The 20,710-nt window shown below is 73.8% G+C and carries 21 protein-coding genes; 16 read left to right on the forward strand and 5 right to left on the reverse strand.

Translation table 11 applies throughout. The features are described 5' to 3' along the window. The first annotated feature begins 21 nt into the window (after positions 1 to 21). Together ACQPZP_RS15505 and ACQPZP_RS15510 are read left to right on the forward strand one after the other, a co-directional pair. Positions 22 to 1,458 (forward strand): DUF1996 domain-containing protein, encoded by a 1,437-nt coding sequence (locus ACQPZP_RS15505; RefSeq protein WP_433478311.1) that lies wholly within the window; start codon positions 22 to 24, stop codon positions 1,456 to 1,458. Positions 1,459 to 1,528: 70 nt separating this feature from the next. Continuing rightward, positions 1,529 to 2,215 carry an NAD(P)H-binding protein gene (locus ACQPZP_RS15510; protein ID WP_433478312.1) on the forward strand — a complete coding sequence of 229 codons (687 nt, stop codon included), beginning with the start codon at positions 1,529 to 1,531 and terminating at the stop codon, positions 2,213 to 2,215. 21 nt (positions 2,216 to 2,236) lie between these two features. Here ACQPZP_RS15510 and ACQPZP_RS15515 read toward each other — a convergent pair whose 3' ends face one another. Further along, positions 2,237 to 4,039 carry an AMP-dependent synthetase/ligase gene (locus tag ACQPZP_RS15515; protein WP_433478313.1) on the reverse strand — a complete coding sequence of 601 codons (1,803 nt, stop codon included), beginning with the start codon at positions 4,037 to 4,039 and terminating at the stop codon, positions 2,237 to 2,239. 201 nt (positions 4,040 to 4,240) lie between these two features. Between ACQPZP_RS15515 and ACQPZP_RS15520 the strand changes: the two genes are divergently transcribed. The 6 genes from ACQPZP_RS15520 (at position 4,241) to ACQPZP_RS15545 (ending at position 8,559) form a co-directional block, all read left to right on the forward strand. Beyond that, positions 4,241 to 4,936 carry a copper homeostasis protein CutC gene (locus tag ACQPZP_RS15520; protein ID WP_433478314.1) on the forward strand — a complete coding sequence of 232 codons (696 nt, stop codon included), beginning with the start codon at positions 4,241 to 4,243 and terminating at the stop codon, positions 4,934 to 4,936. A 79-nt stretch (positions 4,937 to 5,015) separates the two neighbouring features. After that, the gene (locus tag ACQPZP_RS15525; RefSeq protein ID WP_433478315.1) at positions 5,016 to 5,783 is read left to right on the forward strand and encodes a metallophosphoesterase family protein; all 768 of its coding nucleotides are present in this window, start codon (positions 5,016 to 5,018) and stop codon (positions 5,781 to 5,783) included. A 62-nt stretch (positions 5,784 to 5,845) separates the two neighbouring features. Continuing rightward, entirely contained in the window at positions 5,846 to 6,280 is a 435-nt protein-coding gene (locus tag ACQPZP_RS15530) for an SRPBCC family protein (protein WP_433478316.1), read from the forward strand. A 74-nt stretch (positions 6,281 to 6,354) separates the two neighbouring features. After that, a complete protein-coding gene (locus ACQPZP_RS15535; protein ID WP_433478317.1) occupies positions 6,355 to 6,843 on the forward strand; it encodes a hypothetical protein in 489 nt (162 codons plus the stop codon). Positions 6,844 to 6,892: 49 nt separating this feature from the next. Next, positions 6,893 to 7,861, forward strand: coding sequence for an ROK family glucokinase (locus ACQPZP_RS15540; protein WP_433478318.1), 969 nt, complete (start codon positions 6,893 to 6,895; stop codon positions 7,859 to 7,861). 2 nt (positions 7,862 to 7,863) lie between these two features. Continuing rightward, positions 7,864 to 8,559: an endonuclease/exonuclease/phosphatase family protein gene (locus tag ACQPZP_RS15545; protein ID WP_433478319.1), complete on the forward strand. Its 696-nt coding sequence runs from the start codon at positions 7,864 to 7,866 to the stop codon at positions 8,557 to 8,559. Here the strand turns inward: ACQPZP_RS15545 and ACQPZP_RS15550 are convergent. Next, positions 8,556 to 9,377 (reverse strand): hypothetical protein, encoded by an 822-nt coding sequence (locus tag ACQPZP_RS15550; RefSeq protein ID WP_433478320.1) that lies wholly within the window; start codon positions 9,375 to 9,377, stop codon positions 8,556 to 8,558. The two genes, ACQPZP_RS15545 and ACQPZP_RS15550, sit on opposite strands and share 4 nt — an antisense overlap. Before the next feature lie 367 nt (positions 9,378 to 9,744). On the opposite strand from ACQPZP_RS15550, the gene ACQPZP_RS15555 reads away from it, so the two are divergent. From ACQPZP_RS15555 to thiI, 8 genes are all read left to right on the forward strand, one after another. Next, positions 9,745 to 10,479 carry a lysophospholipid acyltransferase family protein gene (locus ACQPZP_RS15555; RefSeq protein ID WP_433478321.1) on the forward strand — a complete coding sequence of 245 codons (735 nt, stop codon included), beginning with the start codon at positions 9,745 to 9,747 and terminating at the stop codon, positions 10,477 to 10,479. A 104-nt stretch (positions 10,480 to 10,583) separates the two neighbouring features. Then, complete coding sequence (gene macS, locus ACQPZP_RS15560; protein WP_433478322.1) at positions 10,584 to 11,756, forward strand: MacS family sensor histidine kinase; 1,173 nt, start codon at positions 10,584 to 10,586, stop codon at positions 11,754 to 11,756. A gap of 23 nt (positions 11,757 to 11,779) precedes the next feature. Beyond that, positions 11,780 to 12,418 (forward strand): response regulator, encoded by a 639-nt coding sequence (locus ACQPZP_RS15565; protein WP_433479614.1) that lies wholly within the window; start codon positions 11,780 to 11,782, stop codon positions 12,416 to 12,418. 73 nt (positions 12,419 to 12,491) lie between these two features. Further along, positions 12,492 to 13,499, forward strand: a complete 1,008-nt coding sequence (locus tag ACQPZP_RS15570; protein WP_433478323.1) for a TIGR04222 domain-containing membrane protein — start codon at positions 12,492 to 12,494, stop codon at positions 13,497 to 13,499. Positions 13,500 to 13,515: 16 nt separating this feature from the next. Then, positions 13,516 to 14,313: a DUF692 domain-containing protein gene (locus ACQPZP_RS15575; protein WP_433478324.1), complete on the forward strand. Its 798-nt coding sequence runs from the start codon at positions 13,516 to 13,518 to the stop codon at positions 14,311 to 14,313. Further along, positions 14,310 to 14,759, forward strand: coding sequence for a hypothetical protein (locus tag ACQPZP_RS15580; RefSeq protein WP_433478325.1), 450 nt, complete (start codon positions 14,310 to 14,312; stop codon positions 14,757 to 14,759). The genes ACQPZP_RS15575 and ACQPZP_RS15580 overlap by 4 nt, the downstream gene beginning before the upstream one ends. Positions 14,760 to 14,928: 169 nt before the next feature. Beyond that, positions 14,929 to 15,954, forward strand: coding sequence for a 6-phosphofructokinase (locus ACQPZP_RS15585; protein ID WP_433478326.1), 1,026 nt, complete (start codon positions 14,929 to 14,931; stop codon positions 15,952 to 15,954). Positions 15,955 to 16,058: 104 nt separating this feature from the next. Next, a complete protein-coding gene (thiI, locus tag ACQPZP_RS15590) occupies positions 16,059 to 17,291 on the forward strand; it encodes a tRNA uracil 4-sulfurtransferase ThiI (RefSeq protein WP_433478327.1) in 1,233 nt (410 codons plus the stop codon). 33 nt (positions 17,292 to 17,324) lie between these two features. Here the strand turns inward: thiI and ACQPZP_RS15595 are convergent, their stop codons facing one another. The 3 genes from ACQPZP_RS15595 to aroF form a co-directional block, all read right to left on the reverse strand. Continuing rightward, positions 17,325 to 18,227, reverse strand: a complete 903-nt coding sequence (locus tag ACQPZP_RS15595; RefSeq protein WP_433478328.1) for a DUF5954 family protein — start codon at positions 18,225 to 18,227, stop codon at positions 17,325 to 17,327. A gap of 53 nt (positions 18,228 to 18,280) precedes the next feature. Continuing rightward, a complete protein-coding gene (locus tag ACQPZP_RS15600; RefSeq protein ID WP_433478329.1) occupies positions 18,281 to 19,228 on the reverse strand; it encodes a DMT family transporter in 948 nt (315 codons plus the stop codon). A gap of 219 nt (positions 19,229 to 19,447) precedes the next feature. Next, the gene (gene aroF / locus ACQPZP_RS15605) at positions 19,448 to 20,494 is read right to left on the reverse strand and encodes a 3-deoxy-7-phosphoheptulonate synthase (protein WP_433478330.1); all 1,047 of its coding nucleotides are present in this window, start codon (positions 20,492 to 20,494) and stop codon (positions 19,448 to 19,450) included. Between the last annotated feature and the right edge of the window lie 216 nt (positions 20,495 to 20,710).

Genomic DNA, 20,710 nt, shown 5'->3' on the forward strand with positions numbered 1-20,710 from the left:
CCCGCAAAGGGAGCACTTTCCATGGGAAGCAAGAAAAAAGCATTCGCCGCGTTGATCCCGGCGCTCGCCCTTGTCGCGACGGCGTGCCAGGAGACGCCCGGAGCCGCGGCCCAGCCGTACACTCCCGCGACCGCCCGGGCGGCGAACCCGGCCGCCTACCCGGCCCAGCCGACCGACGGCGGCACCGGCACTCCGTACCTCCAAGGCGGCGGCCAGGGTGACCCCACGGCCGCGCCCCAGGGCGGCCAGCAGACCGGCGCCCCGCAGGACGGCGGCCAGCAGAACGGCGGCCAGCAGGGCGGCGGAATGGGCGACGGCGGCCCGATCGGCGACGGCCAGCAGACCGGCGCCCCGCAGGACGGCGGTCAGCAGAACGGCCAGAACGGCGGGCAGCAGAACGGCGGGCAGGGCGACGGCCAGAACGGTGACCAGGGCGACGGCCAGAACGGCGACCAGGGGAACGGGCAGGGCGACCAGGGCGACGGCCAGGGCAACGGCCAGGGCGACCAGGGCCAGGTGGAGATACCCGAGCTGCGCGCGGATCAGTACGTCGACATCCGCAAGGCGCCGCGCGTCCAGCAGGCGGCCCCCGGCCGCGGAGGGTCCACCGGCGTGTTCGCCTCCAGCTGCGGTGTGAACGAGGGGCAGGCGCACAGCAACCCCGACAACGTCCTCGCCGCGCCCGGCGTCGTGAACGGCGCGCACCACATCCACGACTACGTCGGGAACCTCGACACCAACGCGTTCTCGACCGACGAGACCTTCGCCGCCGCCGGGACGACCTGCACCAACGGCGACAAGTCGGCCTACTTCTGGCCGGTGATCCGCCTCCGCAACGGCCAGGACAACTCGGAGCGGGCGCAGCAGAGCCAGAAGGACGGCAACGTCGGCAGCATCGTCACCCCGTCGAGCGTGAAGCTGCAGTTCCTCGGCAACCCGCGCAGCAAGGTGACGGCGATGCCGCGGTTCATCCGGGTCGTCGCCGGCGACGCGAAGGCCGTGACGAACGGCCCGGCGAACGCCAACGCGAGCTGGACGTGCAGCGGCTTCGAGAAGCAGGCGTTCACCGACAAGTACCCGCTCTGCCCCCAGGGCAGCAAGGTGGAGCGCGTGCTGAACTTCCCGAGCTGCTGGGACGGGCAGAACACCGACAGCGCCAACCACCGCGACCACATCAAGTTCGCCGACAAGGCGACGGGGCAGTGCCCGCAGGGCACGAAGGCGGTGCCGCAGCTGCGGATGACGCTGGCCTTCAACGTGCCCGCCAAGCCGCTGGTGTTCGCGCTGGACAGCTTCCCCGAGTCGGGCCACGACCCGCTGACCGACCACGGCGACTTCATCAACGTGATGGACGAGCAGCTGATGCAGAAGGCGGTCAACGCGATCAACGCCGGCTCCGGCACCAAGTCCGGCCGGCCCGGAACCAAGATCAAGCGGTCCTGGCCCCGCCGCCGCTGAACCGGTCCCCGAACCGCTGACCCGGTCGCGCCCCCGCGCGGCCGGGTCTCCGGCGTCCTACGATCACGGCATGAACATCGTGATCGCGGGCGGGCACGGGCAGATCGCGCTGCGGCTGTCCCGGCTGCTGGCCGCACGGGGGGACACCGTGCTGAGCATCATCCGCAACCCCGGCCATGCCGGCGACGTCCGGGACACCGGCGCCGGGCCGGTCGTGTGCGACCTGGAGTCGGCCGGTCCCGGCGAGGTCGCCGACCACCTGACCGGGGCGGACGCCGTCGTGTTCGCCGCCGGGGCGGGGCCGGGCAGCGGCGCGGCGCGCAAGGACACCGTGGACCGGGGCGCCTCCGTGCTGACGGCGGACGCGGCGGAGCGCGCGGGCGTCCCCGGCTTCGTGCAGATCTCCGCGATGGGCGCGGGGGAGCGGCCCGGGCCGGGGCGCGGCGAGGTCTGGGAGGCCTACCTCAGGGCCAAGGGAGAGGCCGAGGACGACCTGAAGCGCCGCGACGCCCTGGAGTGGCTGATCCTGCGCCCCGGCCGCCTGACCGACGACCCGCCCACCGGCCTCGTGACGCTCGCCGAGCCGCCGATCGGGCACGACGTGGTCACCCGCGACGACGTGGCGGCGGTCATCGTGGCGCTGCTCGACGCCCGCGACGTCCGCCGCCGCACCCTCGACCTGCTGAACGGCCCCACCCGGATCGAGGACGCCGTCGCCGCGCTGCGCCCGGCCCTCGGCGGCGGCCGGCCGGGGTAGCCGGGGCCGGCCCGCGGCGGTTCAGGCCGTGTAGAGGGAGTCGATCTCGTCGGCGAAGTCCTTCATCACGACGTTGCGCTTCACCTTCAGGCTGGGCGTCATGTGGCCGGCCTCCTCGGTGAAGTCGACGCCGAGGATCACGTACTTCTTGATCGCCTCCGCGTGGCTCACCGACTTGTTGGCGTCGGCGACCGCGGCCTCGATCTCGGCGACGAGGTCGGGGTCGCGGCGCAGCTCGTCCAGCGGCATCGCCTCGGCCTTGCCGTGCCGGGCCTTCCACGGCCCGAGCGCCTCCTCGTCCAGGGTGACGAGCGCGCTGATGAACTTGCGGCCGTCGCCGACGACGAGGCACTGGCTGACCAGCGGGTGCGCGCGGAGCCGGTCCTCCAGCGGGGCGGGCGCGACGTTCTTGCCCGCCGCGGTGACCAGGATCTCCTTCTTCCGGCCGGTGATCTTCAGGAAGCCGTCGGCGTCGAGGGAGCCGAGGTCGCCGGTGTGGAACCACCCGTCCTCGATCGCCTCCTTGGTGGCGGCCTCGTTGTTCCAGTAGCCGTGCAGGATGTTGATGCCGCGGACGAGGACCTCGCCGTCCTCCGCGATGCGGACGTCCACGCCGGGGATGGGCTGCCCCACCGTGCCGATCCTGATGGCGGAGGGGCGGTTGACGCTGGCCGGCGCGGTGGTCTCGGTGAGGCCGTAACCCTCCAGGATCGTGATGCCCACACCGCGGAAGAAGTGCCCGAGGCGCTCGCCCAGCGCGGCGCCGCCGGACACCGCGTACTGGACCCTGCCGCCGACGGCGGCGCGCAGCTTCTTGTACACGAGCACGTCGAAGACCTTGTGCCTGACCTTGAGGCCGAGGCCGGGACCGCCGTCGTCCAGTGCCCGGCTGTAGCCGATCGCGGTCTCGGCCGCCGCCTTGAAGATCTTGCCCTTGCCGTCCGCCGCGGCCTTCTGCTCGGCCCCGTTGTAGACCTTCTCGAACACGCGCGGCACGGCCAGCAGGAACGTCGGCTGGAACGAGGCGAGGTCGGGCAGCAGGTTCGGGACGTCGCTGTGCCCGAGGACGATGCCGCCCTCGATGGTGGCGACCTCGATCAGCCGGGCGAACACGTGCGCCAGCGGCAGGAACAGCAGGGTGGAGCTGCCCTCGACGGCGATCTCGGCGATCGCGCCCTGCACGGCGTTGCGGGCGGTCGACACCAGGTTCCCGTGCGTGATCTCGCAGCCCTTGGGCCGCCCGGTGGTGCCGGAGGTGTAGATGAGGGTGGCGGTGTCGGCCGAGGTCCGGGACCGGCGGCGCTCCTCGACGACGTCGTCGCCGACGTCCGCGCCGAGCCGGGTGACCTCGTCGACGCCGCCCGCGTCGATGCCCCAGACGTTCGCGAGTTCCGGAAGCCGGTCCCGGAGGCCCTCGACCGTCGCGACGTGCTCGGCGGTCTCGGCGAACACGGCCTTCACGCCGGAGTCGCCGGCGATCCACTCGATCTGCTCGGCGGAGGACGTCTCGTAGATGGGGACGGAGATCGCGCCCGCCGCCCAGATCGCGTAGTCGAGGACCGTCCACTCGTAGCGGGTCCGCGACAGCAGGCCGACGCGGTCGCCGGGTTCGATTCCGGCGGCGACGAGGCCCTTGGCGACGCCCGCCGCCTCGGCCGCGAACTCCGCCGCGGTGACGGCGCTCCAGGCCGGCGTGTCGGCGGAGCCGCTCTTGCGGCGCGCCACGATGGTGCCGGGCTCTTCTTCGGCCCGGGTGAAGGGCGCGTCGGTCAGAGTGGCGGAGTCGGGGACCTCCACCATCGCGGGGACGCTGAACTCGCGCACGGCCCACTCCTGTAGTCGATCTTCGAGGTCGGCGGGGAAGGAAGACTTCTCCGAAGCCGCATGATACCCACGAGTAGGAATTTCGCCGCCCGATCCGCTGGTTAACGGCACGGCAAAGACCGGACGCCGGTCCTGGCGGGAGCCGTCCGGTCGCCTACGCTTGGGCCCGGTCGCACAATGGACGCGGTTCGGGGGAACGCCATGTCGCTGCTCGAAGTGATCGCGCTGACCGCGGCGGACGCGCGGGCCGCGCAGGACGGCGGCGCCGACCGGATCGAGGTCGTCGCCGACATGGCCGCGGACGGGCTCACCCCCGATCCCGACCTCGTCGCCGCCATCCGGGAGGCCACGTCCCTGCCGATGCGGGTGATGCTGCGCGCCAACGCGGGGTTCCGCACCACCGGAGCCGAACTGGACCGGCTGCGCCGCGCCGCCGCCGGCCTCGCCGAAGCGGGAGCGGACGGGTTCGTGTTCGGCTTCCTCGACTCGGCCGGCCACATCGACGCGGGCGCCACCGGCAAGCTCGCCGCCGACGCCGCCCCGCTGCCCTGGACGTTCCACCGGGCGCTGGACCACGCCGCCGACCCCGTCCAGGCGTGGCCGGTCGTCCGCGATCTCGGCGGCGGCCTGGACACCGTCCTCACGGCCGGCTCGGCGCGCGGCGTGGACTCCGGGGTGGACGTGCTCGTCCGGCGCGCGGCCGACGACCCGGAGGCGGCCAAGATGATCATGGCCGGGGGCGGGCTGCGCCGCAGGCACGTCGCGGCCCTCGCCGCCGCGGGCGTCACCGCGTTCCACGTGGGCACGGCCGTCCGGCCGGACGGCGACTGGGACGCCCCCGTCGACGCCGCGCTGGTGCGGGAGTGGCGCACCCTGGTGGCGGCCGCCGCCGGGTGATCCGCCCTGCGGGTTCCGACGGGCGGCCCGCTTCGCCCCGGCCGTTTTCGGGGACGGCACGCGCTATTACAGTCTGTTCATGCGGATCCACGTGGTGAGCGACGTCCATGGCCGCGCGGACGCGCTGGCGGGCGCGGCGGACGGCGCGGACGCGCTCATCTGCCTGGGCGACCTGATCCTGTTCGTCGACTACCAGGACCACGGGCAGGGGATCTTCGCCGACCTCTTCGGCCAGGACAACGCCGACCGCTTCATCGCGCTGCGGACGGAGAAGCGCTTCGACGAGGCCCGCGAGTTCTCCCGGGGCCTGTGGGCCTCGCTCGAAGGGGACGCCTGGCCGCACATCGAGCGCGCCGTCGACCGGCAGTACGCGGAGCTGTTCGCCGCCATGCCGTCCCCGGCGTACCTGACCTACGGCAACGTCGACGTCCCGCGCATGTGGGGCGCGCACCTGCGCGACGGCCACCGCGTCCTGGACGGCGAGACCACCGAGATCGGCGGGCTCCGGTTCGGGTTCGTCGGCGGCGGCCTCCGCACCGAGTACCGCACCCCCTATGAGCTGGACGACGACGCGTACGCCGCCAAGGTGGCCGCCGTCGGCGAGGTGGACGTGCTGTGCTGCCACATCCCGCCCGCCGTGCCCGAGCTCCTGTACGACACGGTGGCGCGCAGGTTCGAGCGGGGCAGCGAGGCGATCCTGGACGCGATCCACCGGACGCAGCCGAGGTACGTGCTGTTCGGGCACGTCCACCAGCCGCTCGCGAACCGGATCCGCATCGGCCGCACCGAATGCGTGAACGTCGGGCACTTCCGCGCCCGCGGGGTGCCGTACGTCCTGACCGTGTGAAGGTACTTTTCTCTAGGACAGCGGGCCCGCAGGGGCCCGCGGCGAGCCGGAGGGAGACGCAGATGGCGGACCGCACGAGTTCCACCATCACGGTCAAGGCGGGGAAGGCCGAGATCATGGCGGTGATCGCCGATCTGGAGGCCTACCCGCGGTGGGCGAGCGGCATCCGCGAGTTCACCGTGCAGGAGACGGGTGCGGACGGCAGGGCGGGCCGCGCCCGGCTGACGTTCGACGGCGGCCCGTTCAGCGACACCGTCGGCCTCGCCTACACCTGGGAGGGCGACGACCGGGTCACGTGGGAGCTGGTGGAGCCGGGCACGGTCGTCACCGGCCTGCACGGCACCTACGGCCTGGTGGAGGAGGGCGGTGTCACCGAGGTCACCTACGAGCTCGCCGTGGACGTCCGCATCCCCATGATCGGCATGGTGAAGCGCAAGGGCGAGAAGCGGATCATCGACTCCGCGCTCAAGGGCCTCAAGCGCCACGTGGAGCGCTGAGCACGGCGTTCGCGAGCAGAGCACCGGCACGGAGGAGATACCGTGCACGCCGACGACGGATGGAAGATGGAGTCATGAGCGAGCAACCCGGCGACGTCCTGGACGAGGCGGCCAAGCTCCTCGACGCGCTGATCAGGCGGGTGAGCGGGGGCGGCGGCCGGGACGATCGCGCGGACCGGGACGAGCGTGACGGCGACGTGTGGGACCGCGCCACGGCCGGCGGGCCCGGCACGGAGCCCGGCGCCGGCGAGGACCGGGGCCCGCACATCGCCACCGGCGCCCCCGAGTGCCGGGACTGCCCGGTCTGCCGGGCCATCGCGATCAAGCGGGAGTCCGGCGGCGACGTCGGCCGGCACCTGCGCGAGGCCGGGGAGTCGCTGTTCGCCGCCGCGCTGGACGTGCTGGGCGCGTTCGACCGGACCCGGCCGCCGCCCGCGCGGGAGAACCGGCCTCGGGAGGCGTCGGAGCGCGCCCGGGCGGGTACGTCCGATCGGTCGGGACCCGCCGAGCCCGGCGAGCCGTGGTCGGCCGCCACCGGCGGCGGCCCCATCGACATCGGATAGTTCGGTCATCGGCTTCGGCCGGGGCGATGCGAGGAGGAGGAAGCGTTACATGGCCCTGACCATCGGCGTGGATGTGGGCGGCACGAAGGTGGCCGCGGGGGTCGTCGACGAACGGGGGACGATCCTGGAGAAGGTCCGCAGGCCGACTCCGTCGACGAACCCGAAGGAGACCGCCGAGACCATCGCCGAGGTCGTCGACCTGCTGAAGGGCAAGTACGAGGAGGTCTCGGCGGTCGGGCTCGGCACCGCGGGCTTCGTCGACGAGGACCGCTCCACCGTGCTGTTCGCGCCGAACCTGGCCTGGCGCGACGAACCGATCAAGGAGAAGGTCGAGAGCCTCGTCGGGCTGCCGGTCGTCGTGGAGAACGACGGCAACGCCACCGCGTGGGGCGAGGCCCGGTTCGGCGCCGGGCGCGGGGAGAACTTCATCGTCCTGGTGACCCTCGGCACCGGCATCGGCGCCGGCATCGTCATCAACGGCGAGCTGTACCGGGGCCGGTTCGGCATCGGCGCCGAGATGGGCCACTTCCGGGTCGTCCCGAACGGGCGCCGCTGCGGTTGCGGCAACCGCGGCTGCTGGGAGCAGTACGCCAGCGGCAACGCCCTCGTGCACGAGGCCCGCGACCTCGCCCGGGTGGCGCCCGCGATGGCGGGACGCCTCCTGGAGCTCGGCGACGGCCGCCCGGAGGGCATCAGCGGTCCCGAGGTGTCGCAGGCGGCCCGGGAGGGCGACAAGGCGGCCCTGGAGTGCTTCCGGACGATCGCGCACTGGGCGGGCCAGGGGCTGGCCGACCTCAGCGCGATCCTCGACCCGGGCGCGTTCATCATCGGCGGCGGCCTCTCCGACGCCGGCGACCTGCTGATCGACCCGATCCGGGCCGCGTTCGAGGACGCGCTGACCGGCCGCGGCCACCGCCCGCTGCCCGACATCCGGATCGCCGAGCTCGGCTCCGCGGCCGGCATCGTCGGCGCCGCGGACCTCGCCCGGCTCCGCTCCTTCCAGGGCGTGATCGTCTAGGCGTGGCCGCCGTCCGCCTGCTGAGCTACAACATCCGGTCGCTGCGCGACGACGCGGACGCCGTGGCCCGCGTCGTCCGTGCCGGCGCCCCGGACGTGGTGTGCCTGCAGGAGGTCCCGCGCTTCCGGGCCTGGCGGCTGCGGCGCCGCCGCCTCGCGCGGGCCTGCGGCCTGCGGATCGCGGCGGGACGGCGGGCCTGCGGGCTCGCCGTCCTGGCCGCGCCGGACGCCGGCCGGGTGGCCCGCGAGTTCCACCTGCTCACCCCGGACCGCGGCCTGCACCGCCGCGCGCTGGCGATCGCCGTCCTGGACGTCCGCGGGTCCCGGCTCATCGCCGCGTGCACCCATCTGGACCTGGCGGACGGCCCGCGCCTGCGGCACGTCGACGAGATCCTCGCCCATCTGGACAGGGCCCGTGACCGGTACGGCGCCCCGGTGATCCTGGCGGGCGACGTCAACGAGGAACCGGGCGGCCGGTCCTGGTCACTGCTCACCGAGCACTTCCAGGACGCCTACGCGGTCGCACCGGCGGGCGGGGAGCTCACCTTCTCCGCCCGCGACCCCCGCCGCCGCATCGACGCGGTCTTCACCGACCCGGAGGTCCGGATCACCGCCTGCGGCGTTCCGGACGACGACGCCGGCGACCATGTCCGGGCCACCGACCACCGCCCCCTGGCGGCCGAGCTGACGGTGCCCTAGACGACGGCTCCGTCGTCGGGGTCGCGGGGCTCGTCGCCCATGCGGAGGACGAGGGTGACGAAACCCCCGATGAAGGCGGCGACGGCGAGGAAGGCGGCCCACCCGGGGACCTCCCAGTCGAGGATGACGGTGACCAGCAGGTAGACGGGCCCGCCGATCAGCGCGATCCAGGCGCTCTTGGTGAGCGGGTCGGCGCTCGGCAGCGGCGGGGGAGGGGGCGGGACGTAGTGGCCCTCCTCGTCGTCGTCCGGCGGGAACTCGGGCGCCTCGGACGGCTTGATCACGCGTGCCCGGGGGAGCCGGCCGGTGCGGTCCTCGCCCTCGTCCCGGGGCTCGTCGGGCTCGCGGATGTTCTCCTCGTCCGGCCAGGGCACCTCGTCGCCCTCGGGGGCCTTGTCGAACCCGGCGACGATCTCGGCCCAGATGGCGTCCTCGTCGCGTTCGGCGGCGCCGCCCGCGTCCTCGGCGTCGCCGCCGGGGTCGGCGAGGCCGGTCTCGGCGCGCTCCACCGTGTCGGGACGCTCCGTCTCGGGGTCGGAGCCGCGGGCGGACGCGTCGCGCAGCCGGGCGAGATGGGCGCGCAGGATGCCCTCGGCCGCCGGCTTCATGTCGACGTCCACGTACAGCCGGTCGAGGACGTCGCCGGCGACCGGCTCCACGGGCGGCTCGCCGATCTCCGGCAGGTCGGACGGCGACGCGGCATAGGCCGCGACGCCCGCCTCGCCGAGGGCCGCCAGCATCGCGTCCGCGAGATGCGGCGCGAGATCGACCAGTGGGGCGTAGGTCTCCGCTGACAGTCCATTGCCACGGCGATTCACGGGGCCGGCTCCTTCGACGACTCCGGCGTGACCGACAGCACCGGCATGGCGGCCTCCGCTCCCCCCATTGACATGTGGTGTCCGGTCGCGCTCCCCAAGCGGAGGCACTCCCGGACACCCCGAAACGTGTGTCCCACGGTATTCGCTGCGCGGCCCGGAACAAGTCCCCGGGTGCACCCGATTGAGATTTACCGCTCAGAGCCTACGTTCATTCCCGGCCCTCCGGCGCTCCGCCGCCGGGGTCCGGTCACCGGTACCGGCCGGTAGATCGGTGGGACGGAGAGTGGGAGGATGTCCCATCATCTCCCGTCGGCCAGGATCGGAGCGCGCCCGCCCCCAGGGCGTCCGGTCCGAGGAAGGTGCCCGCATGCTCTGGTTCTGGATCCTGCTCAGGATCGTTCTCTCCCCGATCCTGTACCTCGGGTGGTGGCCGCGGAACCGGGGGCGGCGGAACGTCCCGAAGCGGGGGCCGGCGCTGATGGTGAGCAACCACCTGTCGTTCGCCGACCACTTCTTCGGGCCGCTGCCGCTGATGCGCCCGATCTTCTTCATCGGCAAGGGCGAGTACTTCACGGGCAAGGGGTTCAAGGGGCTGGTCAGCAAGGGGTTCTTCACCGGTGTGGGCGTGGTGCCGGTCGACCGGACCGGCGGGGACGCGGCCGAGGCGGCGCTGCGGACCGGGCTGCGGATCCTCGGCGAGGGCAAGCTGCTCGGCATCTACCCGGAGGGCACCCGGGCGCCGGACAACCGGCTGTACCGCGGCAAGACGGGGGTGGCGCGGCTGGCGCTGAAGTCGCGCGTCCCGGTGATCCCGATGGCGATGATCAACACCTTCGAGCTGATGCCGCCCGGCAAGCCGTACCCGCGGCTCGGCGTCCGGCCGGGCGTCCGGTTCGGGAAGCCGATGGACTTCTCCCGCCACTACGGGCGCGAGGACGACCACCAGGTGCTGCGGGAGATCACCGACGAGATCATGAAGGCGATCCAGGAGCTCTCCGGGCAGGAGTACGTGGACCGGTACGCCGCCGAGGTCAAGGCCGAGATGGCCGGCAAGGAGGTACTGCCGGTCGAGGACGACGGAGGCCTGAGCGACCAAGGATGAGCGGCAGCGAACCGGGGGGTGTGGGGGGTCGCCCCCCACAGGATGCACGGATGAGCGGCGGCGAACCGGGGGGCGTGGGGGGTCGCCCCCCACAGGGTGCAGGGATGAGCGGCGGCGAACCGGGGGCGCGGAGCCTGGGGCTGGAGGCCGCGCTGTGGCGGGCCGTGGCCGTCTACCGCGGCCTGGCGCTGGTCTACGCCGCCGTCGTGATCGCCATGAACTTTGACGGGTACGCCCACCCGGCCGGCGGATGGGCCGTCCTCGCCGTCATGGCGGGGTGGACGGGCTATGCCGTGATCGCGTTCAGCGACCCGCGCCGGCGCGGATGGCCGCTGCTGGCCGCCGATCTCGCCGTCGCGGCGGCCTGCGTGCTCGCGACGGCGTGGGTGGAGACGGAGCACAACATCGCCGCCGGGCGGCCGACGCTGCCGGTGTCGTGGGTGGCGGCCGCGGTGCTGTCGTGGGCGGTCGCGAAGGGCCGGCGGCTGGGCATCGCCGCGGCGCTCGTCCTCGCCGCGGCGAACCTGCTGGTGCACGCGGTCGCCGGGAGGAGCGGCGGGATCGGCGGCACGACGTTCAACGGCATCGTGCTGCTGTTCCTCGCCGGGCTCGTGGTCGGGCACGTCGTCCGGCTGGCGCTGGAGGCGGAGGCGCGGCTGGCGCGGGCCGTCGAGCTGGAGTCGGCCACCCGGGAACGCGAGCGGCTGGCCCGCCGCATCCACGACTCGGTGCTGCAGGTCCTCGCGATGGTGCAGCGGCGCGGCGGCGAGCTCGGCGGTGAGGCGGCCGAGCTGGGCCGGCTGGCGGGCGAGCAGGAGGCGGCGCTGCGCTCCCTGATCGGCTCCGGCACGGCCCCGCCCGCGCCGGCCCCCGACGCCGGAGCGGAGGCGGATCTGCGGCCCCTGCTGACCGGACACGCGTCCACGTCCGTCACGGTGTCGACCCCGGCGACGGAGGTGCGGCTGCCCGCGCACGCGGCGCGCGAGGTCGAGGCGGCGGTGGCGGCGGCGCTCGACAACGTCCGGCGGCACTGCGGCGGCGGCGCCCGCGCGTGGGTCCTGCTGGAGGAGGGGGCGGGCGAGGTCACCGTCAGCGTCCGCGACGACGGCCCGGGCATGCCCGCCGGCCGGCTGGACGAGGCGGCGGCGGACGGGCGGCTCGGCGTCGCCCAGTCGATCCGCGGCCGCATCGCCGACCTCGGCGGCACGGTCGCGATCTGGTCCGCGGCGGGCGACGGGACCGAGATCGAGATGACCGTGCCGCGGACTAGGGTGTGACCGTGACCGAACCCCTGCGAGTCATGGTCGTGGACGACCATCCGATGTGGCGCGAGGCCGTGGCCCGCGACCTCGCCGAGGCCGGCCACGACGTGGTCGCGACGGCCGGGGAGGGGCGCGCCGCCGTGCGCGTCGCGGCCGCCGCGCGGCCGCAGGTGGCCGTGGTCGACCTCCAGCTTCCCGATATCAGCGGCGTCGAGGTGACCCGGCGGCTGGCGGCCGCCGACCCGCCCGTCCGCGTGCTGGTGCTGTCGGCGAGCGGCGAGCAGCAGGACGTGCTGGAGGCGGTCAAGGCGGGCGCCACCGGATACCTGCTCAAGTCCGCCGCCCGCGAGGAGTTCCTGGACGCCGTCCGGCGGACCGGCGAGGGCGACGCCGTCTTCACCCCCGGCCTCGCCGGGCTCGTCCTCGGCGAGTACCGGCGCCTCGCGTCCGCCCCCGCCCGCGAGGACGACGACGCGCCGCGCCTGACCGACCGCGAGACCGAGGTGCTGCGCCTCGTCGCCAAGGGCCTGACGTACAGGCAGGTCGCGGAGCGTCTCGTCCTGTCGCACCGGACGGTGCAGAACCACGTGCAGAACACCCTCGGCAAACTCCAGCTCCACAACCGCGTCGAACTCGTCCGCTACGCCATAGAGAAGGGCCTCGACGACGAGGAGTAGCGGGACGGGATGAACCCAGGCGTCGCCCCACGCGTCTGATCACGGAGAACGTGCGACGGAACGGGAGCACGCCATGGTGGACGAGATTGTGGGCCCCGGCCTGGGGTTCCTCGCGGCCCACGTCCTGGTCGGGCTGGCTTTGCTGAAGGTCCTGCGCGACGTGCGGGCCAAGGTGCGCGGGGGCAGCCCCCAGACGCGGGACCTCCATCCCTACGAGATCGCCTATCTGCACGGTGGGGGCCGGCGCGCGATCGCGGCCTCGATCACGGCGCTGCGGCTGGACCGCGCGGTCGACACCTACGCCGACGGCCGGCTCATCGCCACCGGGCCGTCCGGCGCCGGGCCGCGCGCGGCCGGGACACCGCTGGACGCGGCGGTCTTCGGGGCGATCGCGGGCGGCCGGGGCGGGACGCTCGCCGCGCTCACCGCGGAGCCGGGCGTCCGCGCCGCGCTCGACCAGCTCCGCGACGGGCTGGCCGGCCAGGGCATGGTGGTCCCGCCGGAGGGGCGCCGCCGGGTGAAGACCTGGCGGGTCGTCTACAACGCCTGGCTGGTGGTCGGCTTCTTCGGCTTCATCGTGGGTGACGTCTTCGACGGTTTCCCCGGCGTCCTGCTCCCGATCGCGTGCCTGATGGCCCTCTACGTCGCCGGCGTCACGCTCGGCTCGGGCGCTGAGCGGACGAAGGAGGGCGAGCGGGCGGTCGAGCGGATCAAGGAGTCCAGCCCCCACCTCGACCCGGCGCACGCGACGTCCTACGCCGGGCTCGCCCATGCCGAGATCCTGCTGGGCGTGGCGCTGTTCGGCACGGCCGCGCTGATGGCGTTCGACTCGATGTTCGTCCAGACCGTCGGGCTCGGCCGGTACCTGGAGATGAGCGGGGGCGCGGCCTCCTCCGGCGGATTCTCGGGCTCCTCCTGCTCGTCCACCGCCTCGGTGTGCTCGTCGTCGTCCTGCGGTGGCGGCGGTTCGTGCGGTGGCGGCGGGAGCGGCTGCGGCGGCGGTGGTGGCGGCTGCGGCGGTGGCGGCGGGGGCTGCGGCGGCGGCGGAGGAGGGGGCGGTTGCGGTGGCGGCGGGGGCTGATGCGCCGGAGCTGGGCGTGGGGATCGGTTGGCGTCCCGAGATCGCCGGGTTCGTCGGCGCGCTGCCCGGGCTGCGCTTCACCGAGGTGGTCGCCGAATCGGTGCATCCCGCGCATCCCGCGGACGGCCTGCTCGCGCTGCGCGACCGCGGCGTGAAGATCGTCCCGCACGGGGTGAAGCTGTCGCTCGGCGGCGCCGAGCCCGTGGCCGCCGAGCGGGTCGCGCACCTGGCCGCCTGCGCCGAGGCGCTCGGTGCGCCGCTGGTGAGCGAGCATGTCGCCTTCGTCCGGGCGGGCGGGATCGAGGCGGGGCATCTGCTGCCGGTGCCGCGCACCCGGGCGGCGCTGGACGCGCTGACCGCCAACATCCGCCGGACGCGGGCGGAGCTGCCGGTCCCCCTGGCCGTCGAGCCCATCGCCACGCTCTTCGACTGGCCGGACGCCGAGTACACCGAGGCGGACTTCCTGACCGAGCTGCTGGAACGCACCGACGCCCTCCTGCTGCTGGACGTCGCCAACGTGTACGCCAACGCGCGCAACCGCGGCGAGGACCCCCTCGACCTTGTCGACCGGCTGCCCCTCGAACGCATCGCCTACTGCCACGTCGCGGGCGGTTCCGAGGCGGGCGGGCGGTACCACGACACCCATGCGGCGGCCGTCCCGTCCGAGGTCCTGGACCTGATCGGGGAGCTGTGCGCGCGGCGGCGCCCGCCCGGGTTCCTTCTGGAGCGCGACGGCCGCTACCCGGCCGCCCGCGAACTCCAGGCCGAGCTGGACGCCATCGCCGAGGCCTCCGGTCTGGAACCCGTCACATGAGCGGGTTCGACGCGGAGTTGGCGGCGGCACAGGAGGCCCTGGTGCGGGCCATGACGGCGGACGGGCCGATGCCCGGAGGGTTCGACGCCGAGGCGGTGCGCGCCGCCGCGCACGGGATCCTGCTCAAGCGGGCCGGCGAGGTGGCCGGCGCCTGGCCCGCGCTGGCAGACTCGTACGGAACGTCCTGGAAGGCGGTCTTCACGCGCTGGGCGGCGGGACGTCCCACGCGCGGCTCCTTCCGGGACGGCTGGGACTTCGCGCGGGAGCACCGTGACGATCTCGAAGGGGACGCGGCGCGGGAACTCTCACTGGCCGAGGTTCGCTGGACCTATGACGGCGAGTCTCCGCCGCGCCCCCGGCGGGCGTCGGCGCGGCGGGTCCCCGGGGGACTGGCGGTGCAGTTCCGGGGGCGTGTCCGGACTTTCGGCGGGGGCCCGTCCGGCTGATCCGGCCGTCCGGCCGAAGGGGTGTGCCACCCGTCCCCCGGACGGGCTATGGTCTAGACCATTGGCGGCGCGCCGGGACTCCCGGCGAAACCCCGAGCCGCCGCATGCCGGCGACTAGTCTGAGCATGTCGATCGAGGGAGGAGCCTGGTGGCGGGAGAAGGTGACGGCATGCGCGTCGGAGTGCTGACCGGTGGCGGTGACTGCCCCGGACTGAACGCGGTGATCCGCGCGGTCGTCCGCAAGGGCGTGCAGGTCTACGGGTACGAGTTCGTCGGCTTCCGGGCCGGCTGGCGCGGCCCCCTCGAAGGCGACACCGTGGCCCTCGACGTCCAGGCCGTGCGCGGGATCCTCCCGCGCGGCGGGACGATCCTCGGCTCGTCCCGGACGAACCCGGTGAAGGTCGAGGGCGGCGTCGAGCGGATCAAGGACAACCTCGCCGGGCTCGGCGTGGACGCGCTGATCGCCATCGGCGGCGAGGACACCCTCGGCGTCGCGCGCGAGCTGTACGCCAACGGCGTCAACGTCGTCGGCGTGCCGAAGACGATCGACAACGACCTCAACGCGACCGACTACACCTTCGGTTTCGACACCGCGGTGAACATCGGCATGGAGGCCGTCGACCGGCTGCACACCACCGCCGAGAGCCACCACCGCGCGCTGATCTGCGAGGTCATGGGCCGGCACGCGGGCTGGATCGCGCTGCACGTCGGCATGGCCGCCGGCGCCAACGTCATCCTCATCCCCGAGCGGCCCTTCGACATCGCCAAGGTCTGCGAGTACGTCGAGAGCCGCTTCAAGACCCGGTACGCCCCGATCATCGTGGTGTCCGAGGGCGCCCACCCGATCGACGGGCAGATGGCTCTGCAGACCGGGGAGCGCGACGCGTTCGGGCACGTCAGGCTCGGCGGCATCGGGCAGGCCCTCGCCGACGAGATCGAGAAGCGCACCGGCAAGGAGGCCCGCGCCACCGTGCTCGGGCACATCCAGCGCGGCGGCACCCCCACCGCGTTCGACCGCGTCCTCGCCACCCGCTTCGGGCTCCAGGCGATCGACGCCGTCAAGGACGGCGACTACGGCAAGATGGTCGGGCTCAAGGGCACCGACATCGTCCGCGTCGGGCTCGACGAGGCGACCAAGGAACTGAAGACCGTCCCGCTGGAGCGCTACTCCGAGTCCGAGGTCTTCTTCGGCTGACCGGTTCTCCCGGCGGGAACACGGTTACGGGGTCGCGGCGTTGGCGTCTCTGGGCCACACTGGAGTCTCAACCCCTTGACCTGTTCCCGCCAGGAGGATCACGCATGACCACGCTCGACACCGCGCCGGCGGACGTCCGGGAGCAGTCGCCGGTCGACGGCGAGCCGTGCGTGCTGCTCAAGCTCGGCGAGGTCGTCCTCAAGGGAAAGAACCGCGAGCAGTTCGAACGCCGCCTCGCCGACAACGTGCGCAACGCGGTCCGGCCGATCGCCCGGGTGGACGTCGTCCGGCGGCACGGCGTGTTCATCGTCCGCAAGCACGACGCCGACCTCGCCACCATGGAGCGCGTCGCGCAGCGGATCACCGACGTCATGGGCATCGTGTGGGCGCACCGCGCCTGGCGGGTCGGCAAGGACCTCGCCAGCGTCGAACGGGCCGCCCTCGAACTGATGGACGGGCGGACCGGCACGTTCGCGGTCCGCTCCCGGCGCCGGGACAAGCGGTTCCCGATGACCTCCACCGAGCTCGACCGGCACGTCGGCGCCCTCGTCGGCGGCCGCTACGGCCAGCCCGTCAAGCTCAAGGACCCCGAGCACACGCTGTCGATCGAGGTCGACCGCGACGAGGTTTTCGTCTACTCCGGCGGCCTGCCCGGCCAGGGCGGCCTCCCCGTCGGGATGAGCGGCCGCGGCCTCGTGCTGATGTCGGGCGGCATCGATTCGCCCGTCGCCGCGTACCGGATGATGCGCCGCGGCCTGCGCGTCGACTACCTGCACTTCTCCGGCATGCCGTTCACCGGCCCCGAGTCGATCTACAAGGCGTACGCGCTGGTCCGCGAGCTGGACAAGTTCCAGGGCGGGTCCCGGCTGTTCGTCGTCCCGTTCGGCAAGGCGCAGCAGCAGATCAAGTCGTCCGGCGCCGACCGGCTCGCGGTGATCGCGCAGCGCCGGCTGATGCTGCGGACCGGCGAGGTCCTCGCCCGCCGGCTGCGGGGGAGCGCGCTCATCACCGGCGACGCGCTCGGCCAGGTCTCCAGCCAGACCCTCGCCAACATCACCGCGCTGGACGACGCCGTCGAGCTGCCGATCCTGCGGCCCCTCGTCGGCATGGACAAGATCGAGATCATGGACCAGGCGCGCCGCATCCGCACCCTGTCGATCTCCGAGCTGCCCGACGAGGACTGCTGCACCCTGCTCGCGCCGCGCCGCGCAGAGACCCGGGCCAAGATCGGCGACCTGCGGCAGATCGAGAAGCGCCTCGACGTCGGCGAACTCGCCGACCAGCTCGCCGAATCCGTCCAGGAGCACCGCCCGGCCTACGCCGACGCCACCACCTGACGGCCACCGGCGCCCCCGGTGGCCGCCCGGCGCTCAGCGGGCGTCGAAGTCGGTGGGGCGGGGCGGTTCGGGGCCGTCCGGGCCCATCAGGGTGATGCGCTCGATGCGGACGATGCGGAAGCGGCGGCCCGCGACGGCGATGCCGTTGCGGCGCGTCTCGTCCTCCATCAGCTCCGCCGCCTCGGCGAACTGCTCGACGTCCGACGCGGCGGGGCTCTCCACCGCGGGCACCACATGCCTGAAGTAGGTGACCAGTGAGTCGCGGGCCTGCTGCGGCGCGTCGTACACCCGTCCCACGGGACGCCAGCGCCGCTCGCCGCGCTCGGCGACGGTGAACGCGGGCGCCAGCGCGACCGGGGTGAGGAACGCGCCGGTCGGCTCCTTCCCCGTCGCGGCCGCCGCGTCCAGCACCTGGCAGAGCAGCTCGGCGGTCGCGAGGTCGGACGCCGGGCCCTCCTCCGGAAGCAGTTCGTACGGGCGGCCGGGCGGGACGCGCCGCGCGGCGGGCAGCGGATCCAGGTCCGTCGGACGGGGCGGTTCGGGCCCGTCCATGCCGGTGCGGACCAGCTGCTCGATCCGCACGATCCGGAACCGCCGTCCGCCCGCGGTCACCTCGTCGGCGGGGTCGCACCGCAGTGTCCGGGCCGCGGAGAGCAGATCGAGCGCCTCCGCGCCGTCCAGCAGCGCGGCCCGGTCCTCCAGGTGCGCGGCGAGGAGCTCGCGCGCGCCCTGCGGCAGCGGGTCGCACGGGCACACGATCTGCCAGCCGCCCGGCACGTGCTCGGCGGCCGTGAACAGCGCGCCCACGGCCACCAGCTCCGGGTACGCGGCGATCGCGCGGCACGCGTCCGCCAGCATCACCGCGGCGACCGGGTCGACGCCGTCCAGATCCTCCGGGAACAGCCGCCCCCCGGCGTCACCATCGCCCGTTGTCATGCCGGCAATCATCCTCGCCGCGCCCCGCCCGGCCAATGGTTCAGACCAATTCGTTATTCGCGCGTTCCGTGGCTCCGCCGCCGGACGGGCGCGACGACGACCACCAGGCTCGCAGCGAGCAGCGCGAGCCCGCCCAGCGCCGCCCCGCTCAGCCGCTCGTCCAGCAGGACCGTGCCGAGCACCGCGGCGACCGCCGGTTCGGCCAGCGTCAGCGTCGTCGCCGTCGTGGCGGGGGTCGTGCGCAGCCCGCGCGCGAACAGCAGGTATCCGCCGCCGGTGGTGACCACGCCGAGGTAGAGCGCGATCACGGCGCCCGGGCCGGTGAGCAGCCAGCCGGCCGGCTGGGTGAGCAGCACCGCGACGAGGGGGACGGCCGCCGCCCCGAACAGCGCCCCGGCGACGGCCCGGTCCTCCTCGCCGCGGGTGATGAGGACGGACGCCGTCGTCGCGTACACCGCGTACGACAGCCCCGACAGCAGGGCCAGTGCGACGCCGAGCGGTTCGGCGCCCGCGTCCCCGCCGCCGCCAACGAGCAGGGCGCAGCCCGCCACGGCGCCGGCGGTCGCGACCGCCCACCGCCCGGTGAGCACGGACCGTCGCGTCACCAGCCCGATCAGGCCGGTGAACACGGGTGCGCCGCCGATCGTGACGACGGTGCCGACGGCCACCCCGGTGCGCCCGGCGGCGACGAAGAACGCCGTCTGGTACACGGTGATCGCGACCGCGCCGAGGCCGATGAGCGGCAGGTTGCGGCGGTCCTTCAGCAGGTGGCGCAGCCCGGCGCCGCCGCGGGTGAACGCGGCGAGCGCGAGCAGCAGCAGCCCGCCGACGACGATGCGGACGGCCGCGATCGAATAGGGGGACGCGCCGTCCGCGAAGGTGCGGACGGTCCCGGTCGTCCCCCAGAGGGCCGCGGCCAGCAGGACGTCGGTGCCGCCGCGCCGGGCTTCGGCGCGCGAGTCCTTCTCGGGCGCACGCCGGACGAACGTTTTCTGAGACACGGGGAGAAGCTCCTGAGCTCGAATCGGAAGGAGAGGATCCGGATTCGGGGCGCAGGAGAACGCGGCCGGGCGCGCGCTCGCGCCGGGCCGTGTCAGATCTCAGCAGGAATGCGGTCGCCGCGCCCCGTCAGGAGCGCGGCGGCCCGCAGTCCGGTGCCCAGTAAGCCATGCCTCAGGACGATACCCGGTCGGCGTGACAGTGCGGGCGGGCGCCCTCGGTCAGGCGGGCACCGCGTCGGGGTCCTGGGCCTGGGTGAGGGAGCGGCCGACCAGCGGCGGCAGGTCGCGGACGACCTTGGCCAGCTCGCGCAGGTCGCCGTCCACCAGGGCCTGGGGCCCGTCGCACAGCGCGGTCTCCGGGTGCGGGTGCACGTCGATGATCACGCCGTCGGCGCCGACGGCGATCGCGGCGCGGGTCAGCGGCAGGACGAGGTCGCGGCTGCCGCCCGAGTGCGACGGGTCCACGATGACCGGCAGGTGGGAGAGGCGCTGCGCCACCGGCACCGCGGAGATGTCCAGGGTGTTGCGGGTCGCCTTCTCGAACGTGCGGATCCCGCGCTCGCACAGCACGATGTCGAGGTTGCCGCGCTGCGCGACGTACTCGGCGGCCATCAGCCACTCCTCGATCGTCCCGTTCATGCCGCGCTTGAGCATGACCGGCCTGCCGGACTCGCCCGCGGCCTGCAGCAGGGCGAAGTTCTGCGCGTTGCGGGTGCCGATCTGCAGCATGTCCGCGTAGGAGGCGACGAGGTCGACGTCGGCGGCGTCAACGACCTCGGTGACGATCGGCATTCCGGTCTCCTCCCGGACGTCCGCGAGGATGCGCAGCCCGGCCTCACCGAGGCCCTGGAACGCGTACGGGGACGTCCGCGGCTTGAACGCGCCGCCGCGCAGCAGCGTCGCGCCCGCGGCCTGCGCCATCTGCGCGGCGCCGAGGGTCTGCTCGGGGGTCTCCACCGCGCAGGGGCCGGCGATCAGCGTCATCGTGCCGGGCCCGATCGGCACCCCGCCGACCCGCACCACCGAGCGCTCGGCGTGGTTCTCGCGGCTCACCAGCTTGTAGGGCGCCGAGATGCGGATGACGTCGCTGACGCCGCGCATCCCGCGCAGGTTCAGCGAGCCGAACTGCTGGACGTCGCCGACGAGCCCGACGATGGTCCGCTCCACGCCGCGGCTGACGAACGCGTCGCCCCCCGCCGTCTCGACCAGTGAGACGACGGCCTGGACATCCGCTTCGTTGGCCTCCGGGGCCATGACGACGACCATTTTTTGTACTGCCTCTCCTTCAGGCCCGGGATCCCGGCCCTGTCCCTGGAACCACGAAAGCCCCGGGCCGGCCGGCCCGGGGCTTTCGCCTTCGCGGTCTGTCAGCGCAACGTCTGGCAGACCAGCCGCCCGGGCTGGTCGAACCAAAAGAAATACACGAGGTTGCGCACGGGCCCAAGCGTAGCCGATGTCCGGGGACGCGGCCCGCACCCACCC

Origin of the sequence: Spirillospora sp. CA-142024 (genome assembly GCF_050942325.1) — a bacterium.
Lineage (GTDB): Bacteria > Actinomycetota > Actinomycetes > Streptosporangiales > Streptosporangiaceae > Spirillospora.

Excerpts from the sequence above, each read along its gene's own strand:
- ACQPZP_RS15505 (WP_433478311.1), top strand. The coding sequence starts at position 22 with ATGGGAAGCAAGAAAAAAGCATTCGCCGCGTTGATCCCGGCGCTCGCC.
- ACQPZP_RS15510 (WP_433478312.1), top strand. The coding sequence starts at position 1,529 with ATGAACATCGTGATCGCGGGCGGGCACGGGCAGATCGCGCTGCGGCTG.
- ACQPZP_RS15520 (WP_433478314.1), top strand. The coding sequence starts at position 4,241 with ATGTCGCTGCTCGAAGTGATCGCGCTGACCGCGGCGGACGCGCGGGCC.
- ACQPZP_RS15525 (WP_433478315.1), top strand. The coding sequence starts at position 5,016 with ATGCGGATCCACGTGGTGAGCGACGTCCATGGCCGCGCGGACGCGCTG.
- ACQPZP_RS15530 (WP_433478316.1), top strand. The coding sequence starts at position 5,846 with ATGGCGGACCGCACGAGTTCCACCATCACGGTCAAGGCGGGGAAGGCC.
- ACQPZP_RS15535 (WP_433478317.1), top strand. The coding sequence starts at position 6,355 with ATGAGCGAGCAACCCGGCGACGTCCTGGACGAGGCGGCCAAGCTCCTC.
- ACQPZP_RS15540 (WP_433478318.1), top strand. The coding sequence starts at position 6,893 with ATGGCCCTGACCATCGGCGTGGATGTGGGCGGCACGAAGGTGGCCGCG.
- ACQPZP_RS15555 (WP_433478321.1), top strand. The coding sequence starts at position 9,745 with ATGCTCTGGTTCTGGATCCTGCTCAGGATCGTTCTCTCCCCGATCCTG.
- macS (WP_433478322.1), top strand. The coding sequence starts at position 10,584 with ATGAGCGGCGGCGAACCGGGGGCGCGGAGCCTGGGGCTGGAGGCCGCG.
- ACQPZP_RS15565 (WP_433479614.1), top strand. The coding sequence starts at position 11,780 with ATGGTCGTGGACGACCATCCGATGTGGCGCGAGGCCGTGGCCCGCGAC.
- ACQPZP_RS15570 (WP_433478323.1), top strand. The coding sequence starts at position 12,492 with ATGGTGGACGAGATTGTGGGCCCCGGCCTGGGGTTCCTCGCGGCCCAC.
- ACQPZP_RS15580 (WP_433478325.1), top strand. The coding sequence starts at position 14,310 with ATGAGCGGGTTCGACGCGGAGTTGGCGGCGGCACAGGAGGCCCTGGTG.
- ACQPZP_RS15585 (WP_433478326.1), top strand. The coding sequence starts at position 14,929 with ATGCGCGTCGGAGTGCTGACCGGTGGCGGTGACTGCCCCGGACTGAAC.
- thiI (WP_433478327.1), top strand. The coding sequence starts at position 16,059 with ATGACCACGCTCGACACCGCGCCGGCGGACGTCCGGGAGCAGTCGCCG.
- ACQPZP_RS15595 (WP_433478328.1), bottom strand. The coding sequence starts at position 18,227 with ATGACAACGGGCGATGGTGACGCCGGGGGGCGGCTGTTCCCGGAGGAT.
- aroF (WP_433478330.1), bottom strand. The coding sequence starts at position 20,494 with ATGGTCGTCGTCATGGCCCCGGAGGCCAACGAAGCGGATGTCCAGGCC.